The 17,517-nt window shown below is 45.1% G+C and carries 33 protein-coding genes and 1 pseudogene; 1 reads left to right on the top strand and 33 read right to left on the bottom strand.

What is annotated here, in order from left to right; genetic code table 11:
• The first annotated feature begins 323 nt into the window (after positions 1–323).
• Positions 324–1,208 (top strand): IS982 family transposase, encoded by an 885-nt coding sequence (locus tag EAE89_RS21295; protein WP_214086535.1) that lies wholly within the window; start codon positions 324–326, stop codon positions 1,206–1,208.
• An 87-nt stretch (positions 1,209–1,295) separates the two neighbouring features.
• Here the strand turns inward: EAE89_RS21295 and EAE89_RS21290 are convergent.
• The 33 genes and pseudogenes from EAE89_RS21290 to EAE89_RS21130 form a co-directional block, all read right to left on the bottom strand.
• A pseudogene (locus tag EAE89_RS21290) lies at positions 1,296–1,501 on the bottom strand (alternative ribosome-rescue factor A).
• 78 nt (positions 1,502–1,579) lie between these two features.
• Positions 1,580–1,996, bottom strand: a complete 417-nt coding sequence (zntR, locus tag EAE89_RS21285) for a Zn(2+)-responsive transcriptional regulator (protein WP_054480930.1) — start codon at positions 1,994–1,996, stop codon at positions 1,580–1,582.
• Positions 1,997–2,139: 143 nt separating this feature from the next.
• On the bottom strand, positions 2,140–2,532 hold the full coding sequence (rplQ, locus tag EAE89_RS21280; protein ID WP_054480932.1) for a 50S ribosomal protein L17: 393 nt from the start codon (positions 2,530–2,532) through the stop codon (positions 2,140–2,142).
• A 40-nt stretch (positions 2,533–2,572) separates the two neighbouring features.
• Positions 2,573–3,562 carry a DNA-directed RNA polymerase subunit alpha gene (locus EAE89_RS21275; protein ID WP_011148772.1) on the bottom strand — a complete coding sequence of 330 codons (990 nt, stop codon included), beginning with the start codon at positions 3,560–3,562 and terminating at the stop codon, positions 2,573–2,575.
• A 25-nt stretch (positions 3,563–3,587) separates the two neighbouring features.
• Positions 3,588–4,208, bottom strand: coding sequence for a 30S ribosomal protein S4 (gene rpsD, locus EAE89_RS21270; protein WP_036773474.1), 621 nt, complete (start codon positions 4,206–4,208; stop codon positions 3,588–3,590).
• A gap of 36 nt (positions 4,209–4,244) precedes the next feature.
• Positions 4,245–4,634, bottom strand: coding sequence for a 30S ribosomal protein S11 (gene rpsK, locus EAE89_RS21265; RefSeq protein WP_002919257.1), 390 nt, complete (start codon positions 4,632–4,634; stop codon positions 4,245–4,247).
• A 15-nt stretch (positions 4,635–4,649) separates the two neighbouring features.
• Positions 4,650–5,006 (bottom strand): 30S ribosomal protein S13, encoded by a 357-nt coding sequence (rpsM, locus tag EAE89_RS21260; RefSeq protein WP_036773472.1) that lies wholly within the window; start codon positions 5,004–5,006, stop codon positions 4,650–4,652.
• A 146-nt stretch (positions 5,007–5,152) separates the two neighbouring features.
• Positions 5,153–5,269 (bottom strand): 50S ribosomal protein L36, encoded by a 117-nt coding sequence (gene rpmJ / locus EAE89_RS21255; protein ID WP_002227352.1) that lies wholly within the window; start codon positions 5,267–5,269, stop codon positions 5,153–5,155.
• 32 nt (positions 5,270–5,301) lie between these two features.
• The gene (secY, locus tag EAE89_RS21250; protein ID WP_011148775.1) at positions 5,302–6,633 is read right to left on the bottom strand and encodes a preprotein translocase subunit SecY; all 1,332 of its coding nucleotides are present in this window, start codon (positions 6,631–6,633) and stop codon (positions 5,302–5,304) included.
• A gap of 7 nt (positions 6,634–6,640) precedes the next feature.
• Positions 6,641–7,075 carry a 50S ribosomal protein L15 gene (rplO, locus tag EAE89_RS21245; RefSeq protein ID WP_054480934.1) on the bottom strand — a complete coding sequence of 145 codons (435 nt, stop codon included), beginning with the start codon at positions 7,073–7,075 and terminating at the stop codon, positions 6,641–6,643.
• A gap of 3 nt (positions 7,076–7,078) precedes the next feature.
• Positions 7,079–7,258, bottom strand: a complete 180-nt coding sequence (rpmD, locus tag EAE89_RS21240; RefSeq protein ID WP_011148777.1) for a 50S ribosomal protein L30 — start codon at positions 7,256–7,258, stop codon at positions 7,079–7,081.
• 5 nt (positions 7,259–7,263) lie between these two features.
• The gene (gene rpsE / locus EAE89_RS21235) at positions 7,264–7,764 is read right to left on the bottom strand and encodes a 30S ribosomal protein S5 (RefSeq protein WP_054480936.1); all 501 of its coding nucleotides are present in this window, start codon (positions 7,762–7,764) and stop codon (positions 7,264–7,266) included.
• A gap of 14 nt (positions 7,765–7,778) precedes the next feature.
• Positions 7,779–8,132, bottom strand: a complete 354-nt coding sequence (gene rplR / locus EAE89_RS21230) for a 50S ribosomal protein L18 (RefSeq protein WP_011148779.1) — start codon at positions 8,130–8,132, stop codon at positions 7,779–7,781.
• A gap of 9 nt (positions 8,133–8,141) precedes the next feature.
• Positions 8,142–8,675, bottom strand: a complete 534-nt coding sequence (rplF, locus tag EAE89_RS21225) for a 50S ribosomal protein L6 (RefSeq protein ID WP_054480938.1) — start codon at positions 8,673–8,675, stop codon at positions 8,142–8,144.
• Positions 8,676–8,689: 14 nt separating this feature from the next.
• Positions 8,690–9,082 (bottom strand): 30S ribosomal protein S8, encoded by a 393-nt coding sequence (gene rpsH, locus EAE89_RS21220; RefSeq protein WP_011148781.1) that lies wholly within the window; start codon positions 9,080–9,082, stop codon positions 8,690–8,692.
• Between the two features lie 33 nt (positions 9,083–9,115).
• On the bottom strand, positions 9,116–9,421 hold the full coding sequence (gene rpsN / locus EAE89_RS21215) for a 30S ribosomal protein S14 (protein WP_054480940.1): 306 nt from the start codon (positions 9,419–9,421) through the stop codon (positions 9,116–9,118).
• Positions 9,422–9,433: 12 nt separating this feature from the next.
• Positions 9,434–9,973 carry a 50S ribosomal protein L5 gene (gene rplE / locus EAE89_RS21210; RefSeq protein WP_054480942.1) on the bottom strand — a complete coding sequence of 180 codons (540 nt, stop codon included), beginning with the start codon at positions 9,971–9,973 and terminating at the stop codon, positions 9,434–9,436.
• Positions 9,974–9,987: 14 nt separating this feature from the next.
• Positions 9,988–10,302 (bottom strand): 50S ribosomal protein L24, encoded by a 315-nt coding sequence (gene rplX / locus EAE89_RS21205; protein ID WP_054480944.1) that lies wholly within the window; start codon positions 10,300–10,302, stop codon positions 9,988–9,990.
• Between the two features lie 10 nt (positions 10,303–10,312).
• Positions 10,313–10,684, bottom strand: a complete 372-nt coding sequence (gene rplN / locus EAE89_RS21200; RefSeq protein ID WP_015836277.1) for a 50S ribosomal protein L14 — start codon at positions 10,682–10,684, stop codon at positions 10,313–10,315.
• A 169-nt stretch (positions 10,685–10,853) separates the two neighbouring features.
• Positions 10,854–11,108 carry a 30S ribosomal protein S17 gene (gene rpsQ, locus EAE89_RS21195; RefSeq protein ID WP_011148786.1) on the bottom strand — a complete coding sequence of 85 codons (255 nt, stop codon included), beginning with the start codon at positions 11,106–11,108 and terminating at the stop codon, positions 10,854–10,856.
• The gene (rpmC, locus tag EAE89_RS21190; RefSeq protein WP_021322794.1) at positions 11,108–11,299 is read right to left on the bottom strand and encodes a 50S ribosomal protein L29; all 192 of its coding nucleotides are present in this window, start codon (positions 11,297–11,299) and stop codon (positions 11,108–11,110) included. The genes rpsQ and rpmC overlap by 1 nt, the downstream gene beginning before the upstream one ends.
• Positions 11,299–11,709 (bottom strand): 50S ribosomal protein L16, encoded by a 411-nt coding sequence (gene rplP / locus EAE89_RS21185; RefSeq protein ID WP_012990491.1) that lies wholly within the window; start codon positions 11,707–11,709, stop codon positions 11,299–11,301. The genes rpmC and rplP overlap by 1 nt, the downstream gene beginning before the upstream one ends.
• A 12-nt stretch (positions 11,710–11,721) precedes the next feature.
• Positions 11,722–12,423, bottom strand: coding sequence for a 30S ribosomal protein S3 (gene rpsC, locus EAE89_RS21180; protein WP_015836279.1), 702 nt, complete (start codon positions 12,421–12,423; stop codon positions 11,722–11,724).
• Positions 12,424–12,440: 17 nt separating this feature from the next.
• Complete coding sequence (rplV, locus tag EAE89_RS21175; protein ID WP_011148790.1) at positions 12,441–12,773, bottom strand: 50S ribosomal protein L22; 333 nt, start codon at positions 12,771–12,773, stop codon at positions 12,441–12,443.
• A 14-nt stretch (positions 12,774–12,787) separates the two neighbouring features.
• On the bottom strand, positions 12,788–13,066 hold the full coding sequence (rpsS, locus tag EAE89_RS21170; protein ID WP_011148791.1) for a 30S ribosomal protein S19: 279 nt from the start codon (positions 13,064–13,066) through the stop codon (positions 12,788–12,790).
• Positions 13,067–13,080: 14 nt separating this feature from the next.
• The gene (gene rplB, locus EAE89_RS21165) at positions 13,081–13,905 is read right to left on the bottom strand and encodes a 50S ribosomal protein L2 (RefSeq protein WP_021322795.1); all 825 of its coding nucleotides are present in this window, start codon (positions 13,903–13,905) and stop codon (positions 13,081–13,083) included.
• A 19-nt stretch (positions 13,906–13,924) separates the two neighbouring features.
• Complete coding sequence (gene rplW, locus EAE89_RS21160; protein ID WP_021322796.1) at positions 13,925–14,227, bottom strand: 50S ribosomal protein L23; 303 nt, start codon at positions 14,225–14,227, stop codon at positions 13,925–13,927.
• The gene (gene rplD, locus EAE89_RS21155; RefSeq protein WP_054480947.1) at positions 14,224–14,829 is read right to left on the bottom strand and encodes a 50S ribosomal protein L4; all 606 of its coding nucleotides are present in this window, start codon (positions 14,827–14,829) and stop codon (positions 14,224–14,226) included. The genes rplW and rplD overlap by 4 nt, the downstream gene beginning before the upstream one ends.
• A gap of 16 nt (positions 14,830–14,845) precedes the next feature.
• Entirely contained in the window at positions 14,846–15,475 is a 630-nt protein-coding gene (gene rplC / locus EAE89_RS21150) for a 50S ribosomal protein L3 (RefSeq protein ID WP_054480949.1), read from the bottom strand.
• A 32-nt stretch (positions 15,476–15,507) separates the two neighbouring features.
• Positions 15,508–15,819 carry a 30S ribosomal protein S10 gene (gene rpsJ / locus EAE89_RS21145; protein ID WP_001181005.1) on the bottom strand — a complete coding sequence of 104 codons (312 nt, stop codon included), beginning with the start codon at positions 15,817–15,819 and terminating at the stop codon, positions 15,508–15,510.
• Between the two features lie 313 nt (positions 15,820–16,132).
• Positions 16,133–16,609: a bacterioferritin gene (gene bfr / locus EAE89_RS21140; protein WP_054480951.1), complete on the bottom strand. Its 477-nt coding sequence runs from the start codon at positions 16,607–16,609 to the stop codon at positions 16,133–16,135.
• 77 nt (positions 16,610–16,686) lie between these two features.
• Positions 16,687–16,881, bottom strand: a complete 195-nt coding sequence (bfd, locus tag EAE89_RS21135; RefSeq protein WP_072023292.1) for a bacterioferritin-associated ferredoxin — start codon at positions 16,879–16,881, stop codon at positions 16,687–16,689.
• Between the two features lie 502 nt (positions 16,882–17,383).
• A partial coding sequence (locus tag EAE89_RS21130; protein WP_072161849.1) for an EF-Tu C-terminal domain-related protein occupies positions 17,384–17,517 on the bottom strand: 134 nt, incomplete at its 5' end.

Below are 17,517 nucleotides of genomic sequence, written 5' to 3'. Positions count from 1 at the left end.
TGGTAAACCGATTAAATAATCGCCCTCGAAAAACACGGGGTGGGAAAACACCGAATGAATTATTTAAAGGAATGCGAACATGTTTACTTCCAGATTAACGATGTTGCACTTATTATGTGAATCCAAGTTGTAATGATTTTTTAACGCGGCACAGAATCTTGGATGCTCTTTCCATGTCAATAAAAAACACATCTATGCTTCTTGCATCAGGTCAGTGTCCATAGCTATTTAACCCGAATTCTGGATAAGAAATTGACGAGAAGCCTGTTCCAGGAGCAAAGTTTTGGTGCAGACCCAAAAACAGCTCCGAGGGGGAACAGGCTATGGACAACTTAGTTGAAATTTTCTGTGATGTCGATGATTTTTGCCGTTTTTTCATCCCTCAATGGGAACAATTTTGTCTCGAGAGTGGGCATCGTTTACGCCGCCGACAAGGTCATATGTATCCCAGTGAAATCATGACCATTTTGATCCTTTTTCATCTGTCACATTACCGTGATTTTAAACATTTTTATTTAGAACATATTTGGCAATACCACCACCGCGACTTCCCCACTTTACTCAGTTATACCCGTTTTATCAGCATTGCCCCTTCCGTTTTGGTGCCACTATGCCGCTATCTGACTCAATTAAAAGGGAAACCCACAGGCATTGCTTTTATTGATTCCACCCGTTTGAGTGTCTGCCATAACATTCGCATCCCTCGACATAAGGTCTTTGCGGGAATAGCACAGCGCGGAAAAAATTCAATGGGATGGTTTTATGGTTTCAAATTACACTTGGTTGTCAATCATCAAGGGGAAATTCTCGCGCTTAAAGTCACTGCCGGTAATGTGGATGCTCGGGAACCTGTTCGCGAATTAGCAAAAGAATTAACGGGTTCTCTGTACGGTGACAAAGGTTATCTCAGCCAGGAATTGGCGGACGATTTAGCCAAAACCGGTGTCACTTTCATCACGAAAAAACGGCGTAACATGAAAGCACGTATGCAAGCTGAGTGGGATAAGATAATGTTAAAAAAGCGTTTTATTATTGAAACGATTAATGGGCAATTAAAATTAATTTCTCAGATAGAGCATTCGCGCCACCGAAGTATAAGAGGATTTATGTTGACCGTTTTAGGTGGACTGATTGCTTACTGCCTTAAATTGAAAAAACCATCACTGAAAGTTTTCTACTCAGAAGAAGATTTCTCAATGACGGCTTAAGCAGAATTCGGGTTATTTAAACATTCAAACTATTAAAAGAATCATTAACAAAAACTCGGAGTTTACTGAAGTAGTAAAACAAACTTATCAAACTAAAAAGCCAGTGGTAACAAATCTAATGATCACTTACCACTGGCCTCCCAGTTACCTGACTTATTGTGTTTGCCTTTCCTCTGATAGCTTCCTTTCCCTTTTTTATTTTTCTCAACCCGTTGTTTGAACAGCGGATCACGCAATAGAGCTTCAATAGCATTATCCTTTATTACACCCTTTTTATGGTGATATTCAATCATAATATTCCTCTATCATCTTAACTTGTCTAAAAAACAGCAATTTTACTTGCTGAATTCCCAACAATAAAGAGAAATTATTTATTCCTTATTTAAAGCACCTTGCTCTAAAGTTTCAAGAATGGAACAATAAGTGCTTATGTGAGAACTACCACAACAAGCATCACTTAACCTCTTAAGTGAATCACGCATCTTTCGCATTTCAAAAAGTTTTTCCTCTACTTCCATCAATCTAGAGTCCACAATTTGCTTAGATTCTTCACAAGTATGATGATCAGGATCTACACGAATAGACAGCAATTCAGTAATAGCTTCCAATGTAAACCCTAACTGCTTGGCATAACGTATAAATCGAAGACGCTGTAGATCTTGTTCGGTATAAAGCCTATATCCACCCTCAGTACGGTTCTGATGTTCCATCATTCCCTGTTTTTCATAGAAACGCACTGTATCGGGGGTCACATTCGCTAATCTAGCTAGTTGGCCAATACGATACATCTTTATATCTCCTACACAATAGATAAAATTGCATTGCTTGAAATATCAGCATAACAGGAATTAGAAAGAAATAAGTGAGATATTCGAATATACAGGTGTAAAAAAACCGGGATAAACCCGGTTCTTTTACATGCCTCTACAGATTACTCCGCAGCAGCAACTTCTGTTTGAGGCTCAGCAGCACGGTCAACAAGCTCGATGTATGCCATCGGAGCATTATCACCAGCACGGAAGCCACACTTTAAAATACGAGTGTAACCACCTGCACGGCTCGCAAAACGCGGACCCAGCTCATTAAACAGTTTTGCCACGATTTCGTTATCACGAGTACGGGCGAATGCCAGACGACGATTAGCTACGCTATCGATCTTGGCAAGAGTAATCAGCGGCTCAACGACGCGACGCAGTTCTTTCGCTTTAGGCAGAGTCGTCTTGATGATTTCATGACGAACCAAAGAACCTGCCATGTTGCGGAACATAGCTTGGCGATGGCTGCTGTTGCGGTTCAATTGACGACCACTCTTACGATGGCGCATGACCTTATCCTTCTCAGTAAAACCTTAACCTGTGATCTAGTTATTCATCAGCAATACTTGCTGGTGGCCAGTTTTCCAAGCGCATGCCCAGAGATAAGCCACGTGAAGCCAGTACGTCTTTGATCTCTGTGAGAGATTTTTTACCTAGGTTAGGTGTCTTCAGTAACTCAACCTCGGTACGCTGTACCAAATCACCGATGTAGTGGATAGCTTCTGCCTTAAGGCAGTTAGCAGAGCGGACAGTCAATTCCAGATCGTCAACAGGGCGCAGCAGGATCGGATCAAACTCTGGCTTCTCTTCTTTTACTTCTGGCTGACGTACATCACGTAAATCAACAAAAGCTTCCAGCTGTTCAGCCAAAATGGTAGCTGCACGGCGAATCGCTTCTTCAGGATCGATTGTACCGTTAGTTTCCATCTCGATAACCAACTTGTCCAAATCGGTACGTTGTTCTACACGCGCTGCTTCAACATTGTAGGCAATACGCTCTACTGGGCTATAACAAGCGTCTACTAACAAACGACCAATAGGGCGCTCATCTTCTTCCGAATGAATCCGGGCAGAAGCCGGCACATAACCCCGACCACGCTGAACTTTAATACGCATGCTAATAGAAGCAGTTTCGTCTGTCAGGTGGCAGATTACATGTTGCGGCTTGACGATTTCGACATCACCGTCGTGGATAATGTCGGCTGCAGTCACAGGGCCAATGCCAGACTTATTCAAGGTAAGAATAACTTCATCTTTGCCCTGAACTCTTACCGCCAGCCCTTTCAGGTTGAGGAGAATCTCCAGGATATCTTCCTGTACACCTTCTTTGGTGCTGTACTCATGCAGTACACCATCAATCTCAACCTCAGTCACCGCACAACCCGGCATAGACGAAAGCAGAATACGGCGCAGTGCGTTGCCTAGAGTATGGCCAAAGCCCCGCTCTAATGGCTCAAGGGTCACCTTGGCGTGCGTCGAACTGACTTGCTCGATATCTACCAGGCGCGGTTTTAGAAACTCTGTCACAGAACCCTGCATTGTGTCCTCTCTTTGGTGCTAAGCTTTACTTAGAGTAAAGCTCGACGATCAGGTGTTCGTTAATGTCAGCGGACAGATCGGTACGTTCTGGAATACGTTTGAACACACCTTCCATCTTCGCAGCATCAACTTCCAACCAAGTTGGTTTCTCACGCTGCTCAGCCAGCTCTAAAGCTGCCTTAATACGAGACTGCTTTTTCGATTTTTCACGAACGCTGACTACGTCATTCGGGGATACCTGATAAGAAGCGATATTAACAACGCGACCATTTACCATGATAGCCTTGTGGCTCACCATTTGGCGTGATTCAGCACGAGTTGCACCGAAGCCCATACGGTAAACAACGTTGTCCAGGCGGCCTTCCAGCAAACTTAGCAGGTTTTCACCTGTATTGCCTTTCAGACGAGTTGCTTCTTTATAATAGTTACGGAATTGACGTTCCAGCACACCGTAAATACGACGAACTTTTTGTTTTTCACGTAACTGTACACCATAGTCAGATAAGCGCGGTTTACGTGCGCCATGCTGTCCAGGTGGTTGTTCCAATTTACACTTGGTGTCAATCGCGCGAACGCCAGATTTCAGGAATAGATCTGTACCCTCGCGACGGCTCAGCTTGAGCTTAGGACCCAAATATCTTGCCATTTTCTTTCTCCAACAAACCTAAAAAAGTAAACGCTATTAAACGCGACGTTTTTTAGGTGGACGACAACCGTTATGAGGGATCGGAGTCACATCAGTAATGTTAGTGATGCGGAAACCTGCCGCATTTAACGCACGGATAGTTGACTCGCGGCCAGGACCAGGTCCTTTAACCATAACTTCCAGGTTCTTAATTCCGTATTCTTTCACTGCTTCAGCGCAGCGCTCTGCCGCAACCTGAGCCGCAAACGGAGTAGATTTACGAGAACCACGGAAACCGGAACCACCAGCAGTTGCCCAACCCAGAGCGTTACCCTGACGGTCAGTAATGGTCACGATGGTGTTGTTGAAAGAAGCATGGATATGAGCCACACCGTCAGAAACTTGCTTTCTTACACGCTTACGTGCACGAATAGGTGCTTTTGCCATTATACAATACCCCGATTATTTCTTGATCGGCTTACGTGGACCCTTACGGGTACGTGCATTGGTCTTAGTACGCTGACCGCGAACTGGTAGACCACGACGGTGACGTAAACCACGATAAGTACCAAGATCCATCAGACGTTTGATGCTCAGGGTTACTTCACGACGCAGATCACCTTCTACAACGTATTTGGCAACTTCGTCACGCAGCTTGTCAATTTGCTCTTCAGACAGCTCACTGATCTTAACATGTTCAGCAATACCCGCCGCAGCACAAATGGCTTGAGAGCGAGTTCTACCAATTCCGTAGATCGATGTCAAAGCGATTACGGTATGCTTCTGATCAGGAATGTTAATGCCTGCTATACGGGCCACTATGCACTCCTACAATTATTTACGGCAACACCATTCTGAAAAGCCCGTTTTCAGGATACTCAAACAATGTTGCTGTGATATAAAAAAGATTGGCTGGCTAATTTAGCCAGCTCAAACCGACTTTGCAAGAAAAATATGCTATTTTATTAGCCTTGGCGTTGTTTATGCTTAGGCTCTGCGCTGCAAATCACACGAACGACACCGTTACGCTTAACGATTTTGCAGTTGCGGCATAATTTCTTGACGGAAGCACGAACTTTCATTTTTACTCTCCGTAACTTCTCAAGCAAACCAATTAGCGGTTATAACCTTTAAGGTTTGCCTTCTTCAATGCAGACTCGTATTGACTTGACATCATTAGAGTTTGCACTTGAGCCATAAAGTCCATGATGACCACAACTACGATAAGTAGTGAAGTACCACCAAAATAAAATGGTACTTTCATAGCATCACGCATGAACTCCGGGATTAGGCAGATGAAAGTAATATACATCGCACCAACCAAGGTCAGGCGTGTCATTACTTTATCAATGTACTTGGCCGTTTGCTCTCCCGGACGAATTCCTGGTACAAATGCACCGGACTTCTTCAGGTTATCCGCTGTCTCTCTCGGGTTGAAAACCAACGCAGTATAAAAGAAACAGAAGAAGATGATTGCAGACGCGTAGAGTAACACATAAAGCGGTTGCCCAGGCTGCAAGTACATTGAAATAGTAGTCAGCCAGTTCCAACCGGTTCCACCCCCGAACCAAGAAGCTATGGTACCAGGGAACAGAATAATGCTGGAAGCAAAAATTGCAGGGATAACCCCAGCCATATTCACTTTCAACGGTAAATGTGTACTCTGTGCTGCATAAACTCGGCGACCCTGTTGACGTTTCGCATAGTTAACAACAATACGTCGTTGACCACGCTCCATGAAAACAACGAAGAAAGTCACTGCAAACACTAACACTGCAACCAACAGCAACAGGAGGAAGTGCAGATCGCCTTGCCTAGCTTGCTCGATGGTATGGCCAATAGCCGGCGGCAGACCCGCAACAATACCAGCAAAAATTATGATAGAGATACCGTTTCCAATACCTCGCTCAGTAATCTGCTCGCCTAGCCACATCAGGAACATCGTTCCAGTAACTAAGCTCACAACAGCCGTGAAGTAGAAAGCAAATCCTGGGTTAATTACCAGCCCTTGCATCCCTGGCATATTCGGTAAACCGGTAGCAATACCAATTGACTGAAATATAGCCAGCACTAAAGTACCATAGCGGGTATACTGGCTAATCTTACGACGACCAGCTTCCCCTTCCTTCTTAATCTCGGCTAACGTTGGATGAACCACTGTCAGCAACTGGATAATAATAGACGCAGAAATATACGGCATTATTCCCAAGGCAAAGATAGAAGCACGACTTAAAGCACCACCAGAGAACATGTTAAACATTTCAATGATGGTGCCTCTTTGCTGTTCGAGCAATTTGGCAAGCACAGTGGCATCAATACCAGGGATAGGAATAAAAGAGCCAATACGGAAAACAATCAGCGCTCCAATAACAAACAACAGTCTGCGTTTCAGCTCGCCCAGTCCACCTTTAGCACTTTGAAAATCTAATCCTGGTTGTTTAGCCATCTGTTACTTATTCCTCAATTTTACCGCCAGCAGCTTCAATTGCAGCACGGGCGCCCTTAGTAACACGAAGGCCACGCACAGTTACTGCACGGTTGATTTCGCCAGAAAGCATAACTTTCGCGAATTCAATTTGAATGCCAACAATGTTAGCGGCTTTCAGTGCGTTCAGATCGATAATATCGCCTTCAACGGCAGCAAAATCAGACAGACGAACTTCTGCTGTAACCATTGCCTTACGTGAAGTGAAGCCAAATTTTGGCAAGCGACGGTATAAAGGCATCTGACCACCTTCGAAACCGCGACGCACGCCACCGCCAGAACGAGATTTCTGACCTTTGTGACCACGGCCACCAGTTTTACCCAAGCCCGAACCAATACCACGACCTACACGTTTAGGCGCATGCTTGGCACCTTCAGCCGGAGACAGAGTATTTAAACGCATCTGTTACTCCTCAACTTTAACCATATAGGAAACCAAGTTGATCATACCGCGTATAGCCGGAGTATCTTCACGCTCTACTGTATGACCGATACGACGCAGACCTAAACCAACCAAAGTCGCCTTATGTTTAGGCAGACGACCGATTGAACTGCGAATTTGTGTTACTTTGATAGTCTTAGCCATGGCCATTACCCCAGAATTTCTTCGACGGATTTACCACGCTTAGCTGCGACCATTTCTGGAGACTTCATGCTGTCTAAAGCATCCAGGGTTGCACGAACCACATTAATTGGGTTAGTGGAACCATAGGTTTTAGCCAGTACGTTATGAACACCAGCCACTTCCAAAACAGCACGCATAGCACCACCAGCAATGATACCAGTACCTTCATGAGCAGGCTGCATGAACACGCGGGAACCGGTGTGTGCACCTTTCACAGGATGATGCAAAGTGCCGCTATTCAGTGCGACGGTTTTCATATTGCGACGGGCTTTTTCCATCGCTTTCTGGATTGCTGCCGGAACTTCGCGTGCTTTGCCGTAGCCAAAACCAACGCGACCATTACCATCACCTACAACAGTCAGTGCGGTAAAGCTGAAAATCCGGCCACCTTTTACGGTTTTAGATACGCGGTTTACCGCGATCAGCTTTTCCTGCAGTTCGCCAGCTTGTTTCTCGATGTGAGCCATCTTACACCTCTACCTTAGAACTGAAGGCCAGCTTCACGGGCAGCATCTGCCAGTGCCTGGACTCGACCATGATATTGGAAACCAGAACGGTCAAAGGATACATCTTTAATACCTTTTTCCAGTGCACGTTCAGCAATTGCTTTACCAACTGCTGCTGCGGCCTCTTTATTTCCAGTGTATTTCAACTGCTCATTGATAGCTTTTTCTGTAGTAGAAGCTGCCACCAAAGTTTCAGAACCGTTTGGTGCGATAACCTGCGCATAAATATGGCGAGGGGTACGATGTACCACCAGGCGAGTCGCACCCAGTTCCTGGAGCTTGCGGCGTGCGCGGGTCGCACGACGGATACGAGCTGCTTTCTTATCCATAGTGTTACCTTACTTCTTCTTAGCCTCTTTGATACGCACGACTTCATCGGCGTAACGAACACCCTTACCTTTATAAGGCTCAGGACGACGATAGGCACGCAGTTCTGCCGCAACCTGACCGATTACCTGCTTATCAGCACCTTTCAGTACGATTTCAGTTTGTGACGGACATTCTGCAGTAATGCCTGCTGGCAGTTCGTGGTCAACTGGATGCGAGAAGCCAAGAGACAAGTTAACAACATTGCCTTTGACTGCTGCACGATAACCAACACCTACCAGTTGAAGCTTCTTAGTGAAGCCTTCGGTAACACCGATAACCATAGCACTCAGCAAAGAACGAGTAGTACCCGCCTGTGCCCAACCATCTACATAACCATCGCGTGGTGCGAAGGTCAGTTGGTTATCTGCATGCTTAACTTCAACTGCGCTATGGATTATACGACTCAACTCGCCGTTTTTACCCTTAATCGAAATCACCTGACCGTCGAGTTTTACCTCTACGCCGGCAGGAATGACGACGGGTGCTTTTGCAACACGAGACATTCTTTCCTCCCGAATTAAGCTACGTAGCAGAGAATCTCGCCACCAAGACCAGCTTGGCGAGCTGCACGATCAGTCATTACACCTTTAGAGGTAGAAACAACAGCAATACCTAAACCAGCCATAACTTGTGGCAGCTCATCTTTTTTCTTATAGATGCGCAGACTTGGGCGGCTTACGCGCTGAATGCTTTCTACAACAGCCTTACCCTGAAAGTACTTCAGTACTAATTCCAGTTCTGGCTTGGTGTCGCCTTCGATTTTGTAATCTTCAATATAACCTTCTTCCTTCAGCACCTTGGCAATTGCCACTTTCAGCTTAGAGGAAGGCATGGTGACCGCAACTTTGTTCGCGGCCTGACCGTTACGGATACGGGTCAGCATATCCGCGATGGGATCTTGCATGCTCATCTGTCTTTACTCCCGTGATTCAATTGGTGACAATTACCAGCTAGCCTTTTTAAGGCCCGGAATTTCACCGCGCATAGCGGCTTCACGGACTTTAATACGGCTCAACCCAAACTTCCGCAAAAATGCATGCGGACGCCCAGTTTGGCGACAGCGATTACGCTGACGAGAAGGGCTGGAATCACGTGGCAGTGTCTGCAGCTTAAGAACAGCATTCCAACGCTCTTCATCAGATGCATTCACATCAGAAATAATAGCTTTCAATTCTATACGTTTAGTGAAGAATTTCTCAGCCAATTTCACACGTTTTACATCACGTGCTTTCATTGATTGCTTAGCCATGAATACCCTGCCTTACTTGCGGAACGGGAAGTTAAAAGCAGCCAACAGTGCGCGGCCTTCATCATCAGATTTCGCAGTTGTGGTGATAGTAATATCTAAACCACGAACACGATCCACTTTATCGTAATCGATTTCAGGGAAGATGATTTGCTCACGTACACCCATGCTGTAATTACCACGACCATCAAATGACTTAGCAGACAAACCACGGAAGTCACGGATACGAGGTACAGCAATAGAAATCAGGCGCTCAAGAAACTCCCACATGCGTTCACCACGCAGGGTAACTTTACAGCCGATTGGATAGCCCTGACGGATTTTGAAGCCTGCAACTGATTTGCGTGCTTTGGTGATCAATGGTTTTTGACCAGAGATTGCAGACAAATCTGCTGCTGCATTATCCAGCAGTTTCTTATCAGCAATCGCTTCACCAACACCCATGTTCAGGGTGATCTTCTCGACCCGAGGGACTTGCATGACAGAATTGTAGTCAAACTGAGCCATCAGTTTTTGGACTACCTCGTCTTTGTAGTAATCATGCAGTTTCGCCATCGTATTACTCCAAATTACTTGATAGTTTCGCTGTTAGATTTGAAGAAACGAACTTTTTTACCGTCTTCAAATCTAAAACCTACACGGTCAGCCTTACTGGTTGCCGTATTGAAGATTGCAACGTTTGAAACTTGGATTGCAGCTTCTTTTTCAACGATGCCACCTGGTTGGTTCAGAGCCGGAACAGGCTTCTGATGTTTTTTAACCAAGTTAATACCTTCAACAATGACCTTTCCAGTAGAAAGAACCTGTTTTACTTTACCGCGCTTACCTTTATCTTTGCCAGTCAGCACGATAACTTCGTCATCACGACGGATTTTCGCTGCCATTGTCCGCTCCTTAGAGTACTTCTGGTGCCAGGGAGATAATTTTCATGAACTTTTCATTACGAAGTTCACGAGTTACCGGCCCAAAAATACGCGTACCGATAACCTGCTCACTTGTGTTGTTCAACAACACGCAAGCATTGCCATCGAAGCGAATGACAGAACCGTCAGGGCGACGAACACCCTTCTTGGTGCGCACCACTACCGCTTTCAGGACATCACCTTTTTTCACTTTACCACGAGGAATTGCTTCCTTGATGGTGATTTTAATGATGTCGCCGACGTGTGCGTAGCGACGGTGCGAGCCACCCAGAACCTTGATACACATTACGCGACGTGCACCGGAGTTGTCGGCCACGTTCAGCATAGTCTGTTCTTGGATCATTTTAGTGCTCCGCTAAATGTCAACTACTACTGAGCCTACTTCACTATAATAAAGAGGCCGTTCAGATACCCCATATCATGAGGGCGCGGCATTATAACACCACATCTCAGATATGGATAGAAAAAATAAACGGCTCATTGCCTGAGCCGTTTACTCTATTCGAGTCAGCTTACAGAATCGCTTTCTCTACAACGCGAACTAAGGTCCAAGATTTAGTTTTGGACAATGGACGGGTTTCGCGGATTTCCACCACATCACCTATTCCACATTCATTGTTCTCGTCATGTACGTGCAGTTTAGTCGTACGTTTGATGAATTTACCATACAGAGGATGCTTCACCTTACGCTCAATAGCAACAACAATAGATTTCTCCATTTTGTCACTAACAACACGACCTTGCAGAGTACGGATTTTATCGGTCATTACGCACCCGCCTTCTCAGTCAGTAAAGTCTTAACGCGTGCGATATCACGACGCACTTGTTTCAACAGGTGAGACTGTTGTAGTTGGCCACTTGCTGCCTGCATACGCAGGTTAAATTGTTCACGCAGCAGGTTCAGCAACTCTGTGTTCAGCTCTTCAACGCTTTTTTCGCGCAGCTCTTGTGCTTTCATTACATCACCGTCTTAGTTACAAAGGTGGTTTTGATAGGCAGTTTCGCTGCTGCCAGCTTGAATGCTTCACGAGCCAGCTCTTCAGGCACACCGTCCATTTCATAAAGGACTTTACCGGGCTGGATTAAGGCAACCCAATATTCCACGTTACCTTTACCTTTACCCATACGTACTTCGAGTGGCTTTTCAGTGATTGGTTTGTCTGGGAATACACGAATCCAGATTTTACCTTGACGTTTAATTGCACGAGTCATAGCACGACGTGCCGCTTCAATCTGACGCGCTGTCAGACGACCACGGCCCACAGCTTTCAGACCGAAAGTGCCGAAGCTAACATCCGCACCTGCTGCCAGACCACGGTTACGGCCTTTGTGCACTTTACGGAATTTCGTACGCTTTGGTTGTAACATCAGCGACTCTCCTTACTTGCGGCCTTTACGCTGCTGCTTTTTAGGTTGCGCAGCCGGTTTTTCCGCCTGTTCAACAGCAGCCATACCACCCAAGATCTCACCTTTGAAGATCCATACCTTAACACCGAGTACACCATAAGTGGTGTGCGCCTCTGAAGTGTTATAATCGATGTCTGCACGTAGTGTGTGCAATGGTACACGACCTTCACGATACCATTCAGTACGCGCGATTTCAGCACCGCCCAAGCGACCACTTACTTCCACTTTAATACCTTTGGCACCCAAACGCATTGCGTTCTGGACTGCGCGCTTCATAGCACGGCGGAACATAACACGACGTTCCAACTGTGAAGTGATACTATCAGCAACCAGTTTTGCGTCCAGTTCAGGCTTACGCACTTCAGAAATATTAATTTGCGCAGGAACACCAGCGATTTCCGCTACAGTTTTACGCAGTTTCTCTACGTCTTCACCTTTCTTACCGATTACGATACCTGGGCGAGCAGTGTGAATAGTTACACGGATGCTTTTAGCAGGACGTTCAATAACAATGCGTGAAATAGACGCTTTTGCCAATTCTTTATTCAAGTACTGGCGCACTTTAAAATCGCTGTCCAGGTTATCAGCGAATTCTTTGGTATTCGCATACCAGGTAGAGTTCCAAGGTTTGACAATACCCAGGCGAATACCATTAGGATGTACTTTCTGACCCATTGCTAGTCTCCAGAGTCTCAGCGATCGGACACAACCACAGTAATGTGGCTGCTGCGCTTCAGGATGCGATCTGCACGACCTTTTGCACGAGGCATAATACGCTTCATGGTCGGGCCTTCGTCTACGAAAATCTTCGTGACTTTCAGATCATCAATATCAGCACCATCGTTGTGTTCTGCATTAGCAATAGCAGACTCAAGTACTTTCTTCACTAAACCAGCAGCTTTCTTATTGGTATAGGTCAGAGTTTCCAGAGCTTGCGACACTTTCTTACCGCGAATCAGGTCAGCTACAAGGCGAACCTTCTGAGCAGAAGAACGAGCGTGGCGATGTTTAGCGATAGTTTCCATCTCTTCCTCCTACCTTAGCGCTTTTTAGCCTTTTTATCGGCCGCATGGCCGCGATAAGTACGGGTCGGCGCGAATTCACCTAGTTTATGACCAACCATTTCGTCGGAAACAAAAACAGGTACATGCTGACGACCATTATGGACAGCGATGGTCAAACCGATCATGTTAGGAAAGATCGTTGAACGACGGGACCAAGTCTTAATAGGCTTTTTGTCTCCGCTTTCCACCGCTTTCTCTACCTTCTTCAGCAAGTGCAGGTCAATAAATGGACCTTTCTTGAGAGAACGTGGCATGGCTTATCCTCTAATTATTTTTTAGTACGGCGACGTACGATGAACTGATCAGTACGTTTATTACTACGGGTCTTCTTACCTTTAGTTTGAACGCCCCAAGGAGTTACAGGATGTTTACCAAAGTTACGACCTTCACCACCACCATGTGGGTGATCTACCGGGTTCATCGCCGTACCACGAACGGTAGGACGAATGCCACGCCAGCGACTTGCACCAGCTTTACCCAGAACGCGTAGCATGTGTTCTGCATTACCAACTTCGCCTAAAGTAGCACGGCAGTCAGACAGAACTTTACGCATTTCACCAGAACGCAGACGCAAGGTCACATAAGAACCATCACGAGCAACGATCTGAACATATGCACCAGCAGAACGAGCCAACTGACCACCTTTACCCGGTTTCATTTCTACGTTGTGTACAGTAGAACCAACTGGGATATTACGCATTGGCAATGCGTTACCAGCTTTGATAGCGGCATCAGCACCAGATTGGATCTGGTCACCAGCTTTCAAACCCTTAGGTGCAAGAATATAACGACGCTCACCATCTTTATACAGAACCAAGGCGATGTTTGCTGAACGGTTTGGATCATATTCCAAGCGCTCAACTACAGCAGGAATACCATCTTTATTACGTTTGAAGTCAATCAAACGATAATGCTGCTTGTGACCACCACCAATGTGACGAGTGGTAATACGACCATTGTTGTTACGACCACCGGTTTTGCTGCTTTTTTCCAGTAACGGAGCATAAGGTTTGCCCTTATGCAGCTCAGGGTTAACCACCTTAACAACGTGGCGACGGCCCGGAGACGTAGGTTTACATTTAACAATTGCCATTGTTCTTTACTCCTCCGACTTACTCTGCGCCACCAATGAAGTCCATATTCTGGCCTTCTTTTAGAGTGACGTAAGCTTTTTTCCAGTCGCTACGACGACCAATACGCTGACCGTGGCGTTTAGTTTTGCCTTTAACCAGCAAAGTGTTAACACCTTCAACTTCGACTTCAAATAATTTCTGTACAGCAGCTTTAATTTCTGCTTTAGTCGCGTCTTTCGCAACTTTGAGAACGATGGTATTACTTTTTTCCATCGCTGTAGAAGCTTTTTCAGATACATGCGGCGCGCGCAGTACTTTCAGCAGACGTTCTTCACGGATCATGCCAGCATCTCCTCAACTTGCTTCACAGCATCAGCAGTCATAACCACTTTATCGAAGGCGATCAAACTAACTGGATCGATACCTGCTGCATCACGGACATCAACCTTGTACAGGTTACGAGCTGCTAAGAACAAGTTCTCATCAACTTCACCAGTGATAATCAGCACATCTTCCAGTGTCATTTCTTTCAGTTTCTGAACCAGAAGCTTAGTCTTAGGAGCTTCTACAGAGAACTTCTCGACAACGATCAAACGATCTTGACGTACCAGCTCAGACAGGATGCTTTTCAGAGCACCGCGGTACATTTTTTTATTAACTTTTTGACTGTGGTCCTGTGGCTTAGCTGCGAAAGTTACACCACCAGAGCGCCAAATTGGACTCTTAATAGAACCAGAGCGTGCACGGCCAGTGCCTTTCTGACGCCATGGTTTTTTACCTGAACCAGAAACTTCAGCACGGGTTTTCTGAGCACGAGTACCTTGACGTGCACCAGCTGCGTAAGCAACAACTACTTGATGCACAAGCGCTTCATTGAAATCACGCCCGAAGGTAGTTTCGGAAACAGTCAGCGCGCCTTGCGCGTCTTTCATTACCAATTCCATTCCTATCTCCTCGACGTTACGCCTTGACAGCCGGTTTTACGATCAGGTTGCTACCAGTCGCACCTGGAACAGCACCTTTGACCAGCAGCAGGTTGCGCTCAGCGTCAACACGTACTACATCCAAGCTTTGAACGGTTACACGTTCATTACCCAGTTGGCCTGCCATTTTCTTGCCTTTAAATACCTTGCCCGGAGTTTGGTTCTGACCGATAGAACCCGGAACACGGTGAGACAAAGAGTTACCGTGGCTAGCATCTTGGGTACGGAAATTCCAGCGCTTAACAGTGCCAGCAAAACCTTTACCTTTCGATGTACCAGTAACGTCGACTTTCTTAACGTCAGCGAAAATCTCAACGCTAATGTTTTGACCTACAGCATATTCTTCGCCCGCAGATAGGCGGAATTCACGCAGGATACGGCCAGCTTCAACGCCAGCTTTAGCAAAATGCCCTGCTTCAGGTTTGTTTACACGGCTAGCTTTTTTGCTACCAGTGGTAACCTGAATTGCACGATAACCATCATTATCTAGGCTTTTAACCTGAGTAACGCGGTTATCTTCAATTTCGATAACAGTTACAGGGATTGAAACGCCATCTTCAGTGAAGATACGAGTCATACCCACTTTTTTACCGACTAAACCAATCATTGTTTCAACCTCTCAATCGTTCAATGACCTGATTAACCCAGGCTGATCTGCACGTCTACACCGGCAGCCAGATCCAGACGCATCAGAGCATCAACGGTTTTCTCGGTTGGCTCAACGATGTCAACCAGACGCTTATGAGTGCGAATTTCGTACTGATCGCGCGCATCTTTATTAACATGCGGAGAAATCAGAACGGTAAAACGCTCTTTACGAGTCGGCAGCGGGATCGGACCACGAACCTGCGCACCAGTACGCTTAGCGGTCTCGACAATTTCCGCAGTTGATTGATCGATCAAACGATGATCAAATGCTTTCAGGCGGATACGGATTCTTTGGTTCTGCATGAGACCAGAGCTCCAACTATTTTATAAACGTAAATAATTACTCCTCGTACCCATTTCGATTGATGGGAGAGTGTAATCGTTCAATGTATAACCCCCATATCGGGAGTATTTTTAAATGGCAGTAAAAATCCCTGCACATTCGCTGATTGACAAATCAGACCTACACATAAGTAAGCCTATGCATTATACGCAAATCAATTTGCAAAGCAAGATACAGATGAGAATCTGTTCAGAGAGGAAATGTAAAATATGGAACGAAGCAAAGAATGCCCTAACTATATAATGTAGTAGGATAGGGCATTCTTTGTAGTAACTACTCTCCTTCAAGAATCTGCGCTTGGGTATAATTTTGAATCCCCATGCGTTCAATTAGTTCAAGTTGAGTTTCCAGCCAATCAATATGCCCCTCTTCCGCATCTAAGATATCTATCATCAAATCACGGCTGACATAGTCATGAATCAAATCAGCATAAGCAATCGCTTCTCTCAGGTCGTGAGCTCCTTGTAATTCAAGCTGCAAATCAGATCTGAGCATTTCTTCAATATCTTCTCCAATGTTAAGTTTCCCTAGGTCTTGCAAATTAGGAATTCCTTCAAGAAAAAGAATACGTTCAATGTACCTATCGGCATGCTTCATCTCATCAATAGATTCATGATATTCCTTCTCATTAAGACGGGTAAGTCCCCAGTTTTTGAACATCCGGGCATGCAGGAAATACTGATTAATTGCGACAAGCTCATTTCCAAGAAGTTTATTTAAATAAGCAATGATTTTTTTATCACCTTTCATAGTCTAATCCTCCGCTTCCAGTACTTAAAGTGTAGTACCTATTCAGCAGAGTAGTAGTAAACTTGCCTTATTTTTTATCAAGCAACTTTATCTATCTTGGGCAGTTGGGCAATTTCCTCATTAATTAGCTCTCTGGCTTGACGTATGCATTTCCCACAATCACGGCCTACAGGAACAATACGTTTTAACTCTCTGATAGAGTGAACGTGATGCTGACGCACCGCATTACGTATTGTTCTATCACTCACCGCATTACATAGGCAGACATACATAAACCGCACTCTCTGGTATATATTATAGTCCATGGTAAATAATAATGAGTATTATTTCAATAATCGTTTGCATTTAATTATTTGTTCCAATTTTTCGGTTCCATACCAACTACCTATGTCAGTACTTACCAACAGAGACAGAACAGATACAGGTCTCAGATATTGCTTACCTGTATTTAAAAGAACAACTTATCTGAGTCTGATTCATTCGAAAAAATTGCAGACCACTACTGAATGCTGATGATAGAGAGATGTACCTGATATATCAGGATACACTAACAGAATGGATTAATGAAAACCCTGAAGAATAAACTACCACTGGCACAAATCGAAGACATTTGAACAGTATAAAAGATGATTTAGAGGACAATGTAAAAATCTACAACCAAGGAAAGATTACATAAATCTAACTACTAGACACCTGATGTAATACATCAGGTGTCTACTGTCGAAGTTCTAGAGTGTAAACCTACTTTAGAACCAGAAACTTAATTATTGGCGATTAGGCAATAACTTTAGCAACAACACCAGCACCTACTGTACGGCCACCTTCACGGATAGCGAAGCGCAGACCCTGGTCCATTGCGATTGGCGCAATCAGGGTAACTACCATCTGAATGTTATCACCTGGCATCA

The sequence above is a fragment of the Photorhabdus heterorhabditis genome (assembly GCF_018448905.1).
In the GTDB taxonomy this organism is placed as follows: Bacteria; Pseudomonadota; Gammaproteobacteria; order Enterobacterales; family Enterobacteriaceae; genus Photorhabdus; species Photorhabdus heterorhabditis.
Note: the sequence above shows the minus strand (reverse complement) of the source record. Positions and strands in the feature narration are given on the sequence as shown.

Coding starts and splice junctions, on each gene's coding strand:
- EAE89_RS21295 (WP_214086535.1), top strand. CDS start 324: ATGGACAACTTAGTTGAAATTTTCTGTGATGTCGATGATTTTTGCCGT.
- zntR (WP_054480930.1), bottom strand. CDS start 1,996: ATGTATCGTATTGGCCAACTAGCTAGATTAGCGAATGTGACCCCCGAT.
- rplQ (WP_054480932.1), bottom strand. CDS start 2,532: ATGCGCCATCGTAAGAGTGGTCGTCAATTGAACCGCAACAGCAGCCAT.
- EAE89_RS21275 (WP_011148772.1), bottom strand. CDS start 3,562: ATGCAGGGTTCTGTGACAGAGTTTCTAAAACCGCGCCTGGTAGATATC.
- rpsD (WP_036773474.1), bottom strand. CDS start 4,208: ATGGCAAGATATTTGGGTCCTAAGCTCAAGCTGAGCCGTCGCGAGGGT.
- rpsK (WP_002919257.1), bottom strand. CDS start 4,634: ATGGCAAAAGCACCTATTCGTGCACGTAAGCGTGTAAGAAAGCAAGTT.
- rpmJ (WP_002227352.1), bottom strand. CDS start 5,269: ATGAAAGTTCGTGCTTCCGTCAAGAAATTATGCCGCAACTGCAAAATC.
- secY (WP_011148775.1), bottom strand. CDS start 6,633: ATGGCTAAACAACCAGGATTAGATTTTCAAAGTGCTAAAGGTGGACTG.
- rplO (WP_054480934.1), bottom strand. CDS start 7,075: ATGCGTTTAAATACTCTGTCTCCGGCTGAAGGTGCCAAGCATGCGCCT.
- rpmD (WP_011148777.1), bottom strand. CDS start 7,258: ATGGCTAAGACTATCAAAGTAACACAAATTCGCAGTTCAATCGGTCGT.
- rpsE (WP_054480936.1), bottom strand. CDS start 7,764: ATGGCTCACATCGAGAAACAAGCTGGCGAACTGCAGGAAAAGCTGATC.
- rplR (WP_011148779.1), bottom strand. CDS start 8,132: ATGGATAAGAAAGCAGCTCGTATCCGTCGTGCGACCCGCGCACGCCGC.
- rplF (WP_054480938.1), bottom strand. CDS start 8,675: ATGTCTCGTGTTGCAAAAGCACCCGTCGTCATTCCTGCCGGCGTAGAG.
- rpsH (WP_011148781.1), bottom strand. CDS start 9,082: ATGAGCATGCAAGATCCCATCGCGGATATGCTGACCCGTATCCGTAAC.
- rpsN (WP_054480940.1), bottom strand. CDS start 9,421: ATGGCTAAGCAATCAATGAAAGCACGTGATGTAAAACGTGTGAAATTG.
- rplE (WP_054480942.1), bottom strand. CDS start 9,973: ATGGCGAAACTGCATGATTACTACAAAGACGAGGTAGTCCAAAAACTG.
- rplX (WP_054480944.1), bottom strand. CDS start 10,302: ATGGCAGCGAAAATCCGTCGTGATGACGAAGTTATCGTGCTGACTGGC.
- rplN (WP_015836277.1), bottom strand. CDS start 10,684: ATGATCCAAGAACAGACTATGCTGAACGTGGCCGACAACTCCGGTGCA.
- rpsQ (WP_011148786.1), bottom strand. CDS start 11,108: ATGACCGATAAAATCCGTACTCTGCAAGGTCGTGTTGTTAGTGACAAA.
- rpmC (WP_021322794.1), bottom strand. CDS start 11,299: ATGAAAGCACAAGAGCTGCGCGAAAAAAGCGTTGAAGAGCTGAACACA.
- rplP (WP_012990491.1), bottom strand. CDS start 11,709: ATGTTACAACCAAAGCGTACGAAATTCCGTAAAGTGCACAAAGGCCGT.
- rpsC (WP_015836279.1), bottom strand. CDS start 12,423: ATGGGTCAGAAAGTACATCCTAATGGTATTCGCCTGGGTATTGTCAAA.
- rplV (WP_011148790.1), bottom strand. CDS start 12,773: ATGGAAACTATCGCTAAACATCGCCACGCTCGTTCTTCTGCTCAGAAG.
- rpsS (WP_011148791.1), bottom strand. CDS start 13,066: ATGCCACGTTCTCTCAAGAAAGGTCCATTTATTGACCTGCACTTGCTG.
- rplB (WP_021322795.1), bottom strand. CDS start 13,905: ATGGCAATTGTTAAATGTAAACCTACGTCTCCGGGCCGTCGCCACGTT.
- rplW (WP_021322796.1), bottom strand. CDS start 14,227: ATGATCCGTGAAGAACGTCTGCTGAAAGTACTGCGCGCGCCGCATGTA.
- rplD (WP_054480947.1), bottom strand. CDS start 14,829: ATGGAATTGGTAATGAAAGACGCGCAAGGCGCGCTGACTGTTTCCGAA.
- rplC (WP_054480949.1), bottom strand. CDS start 15,475: ATGATTGGTTTAGTCGGTAAAAAAGTGGGTATGACTCGTATCTTCACT.
- rpsJ (WP_001181005.1), bottom strand. CDS start 15,819: ATGCAGAACCAAAGAATCCGTATCCGCCTGAAAGCATTTGATCATCGT.
- bfr (WP_054480951.1), bottom strand. CDS start 16,609: ATGAAAGGTGATAAAAAAATCATTGCTTATTTAAATAAACTTCTTGGA.
- bfd (WP_072023292.1), bottom strand. CDS start 16,881: ATGTATGTCTGCCTATGTAATGCGGTGAGTGATAGAACAATACGTAAT.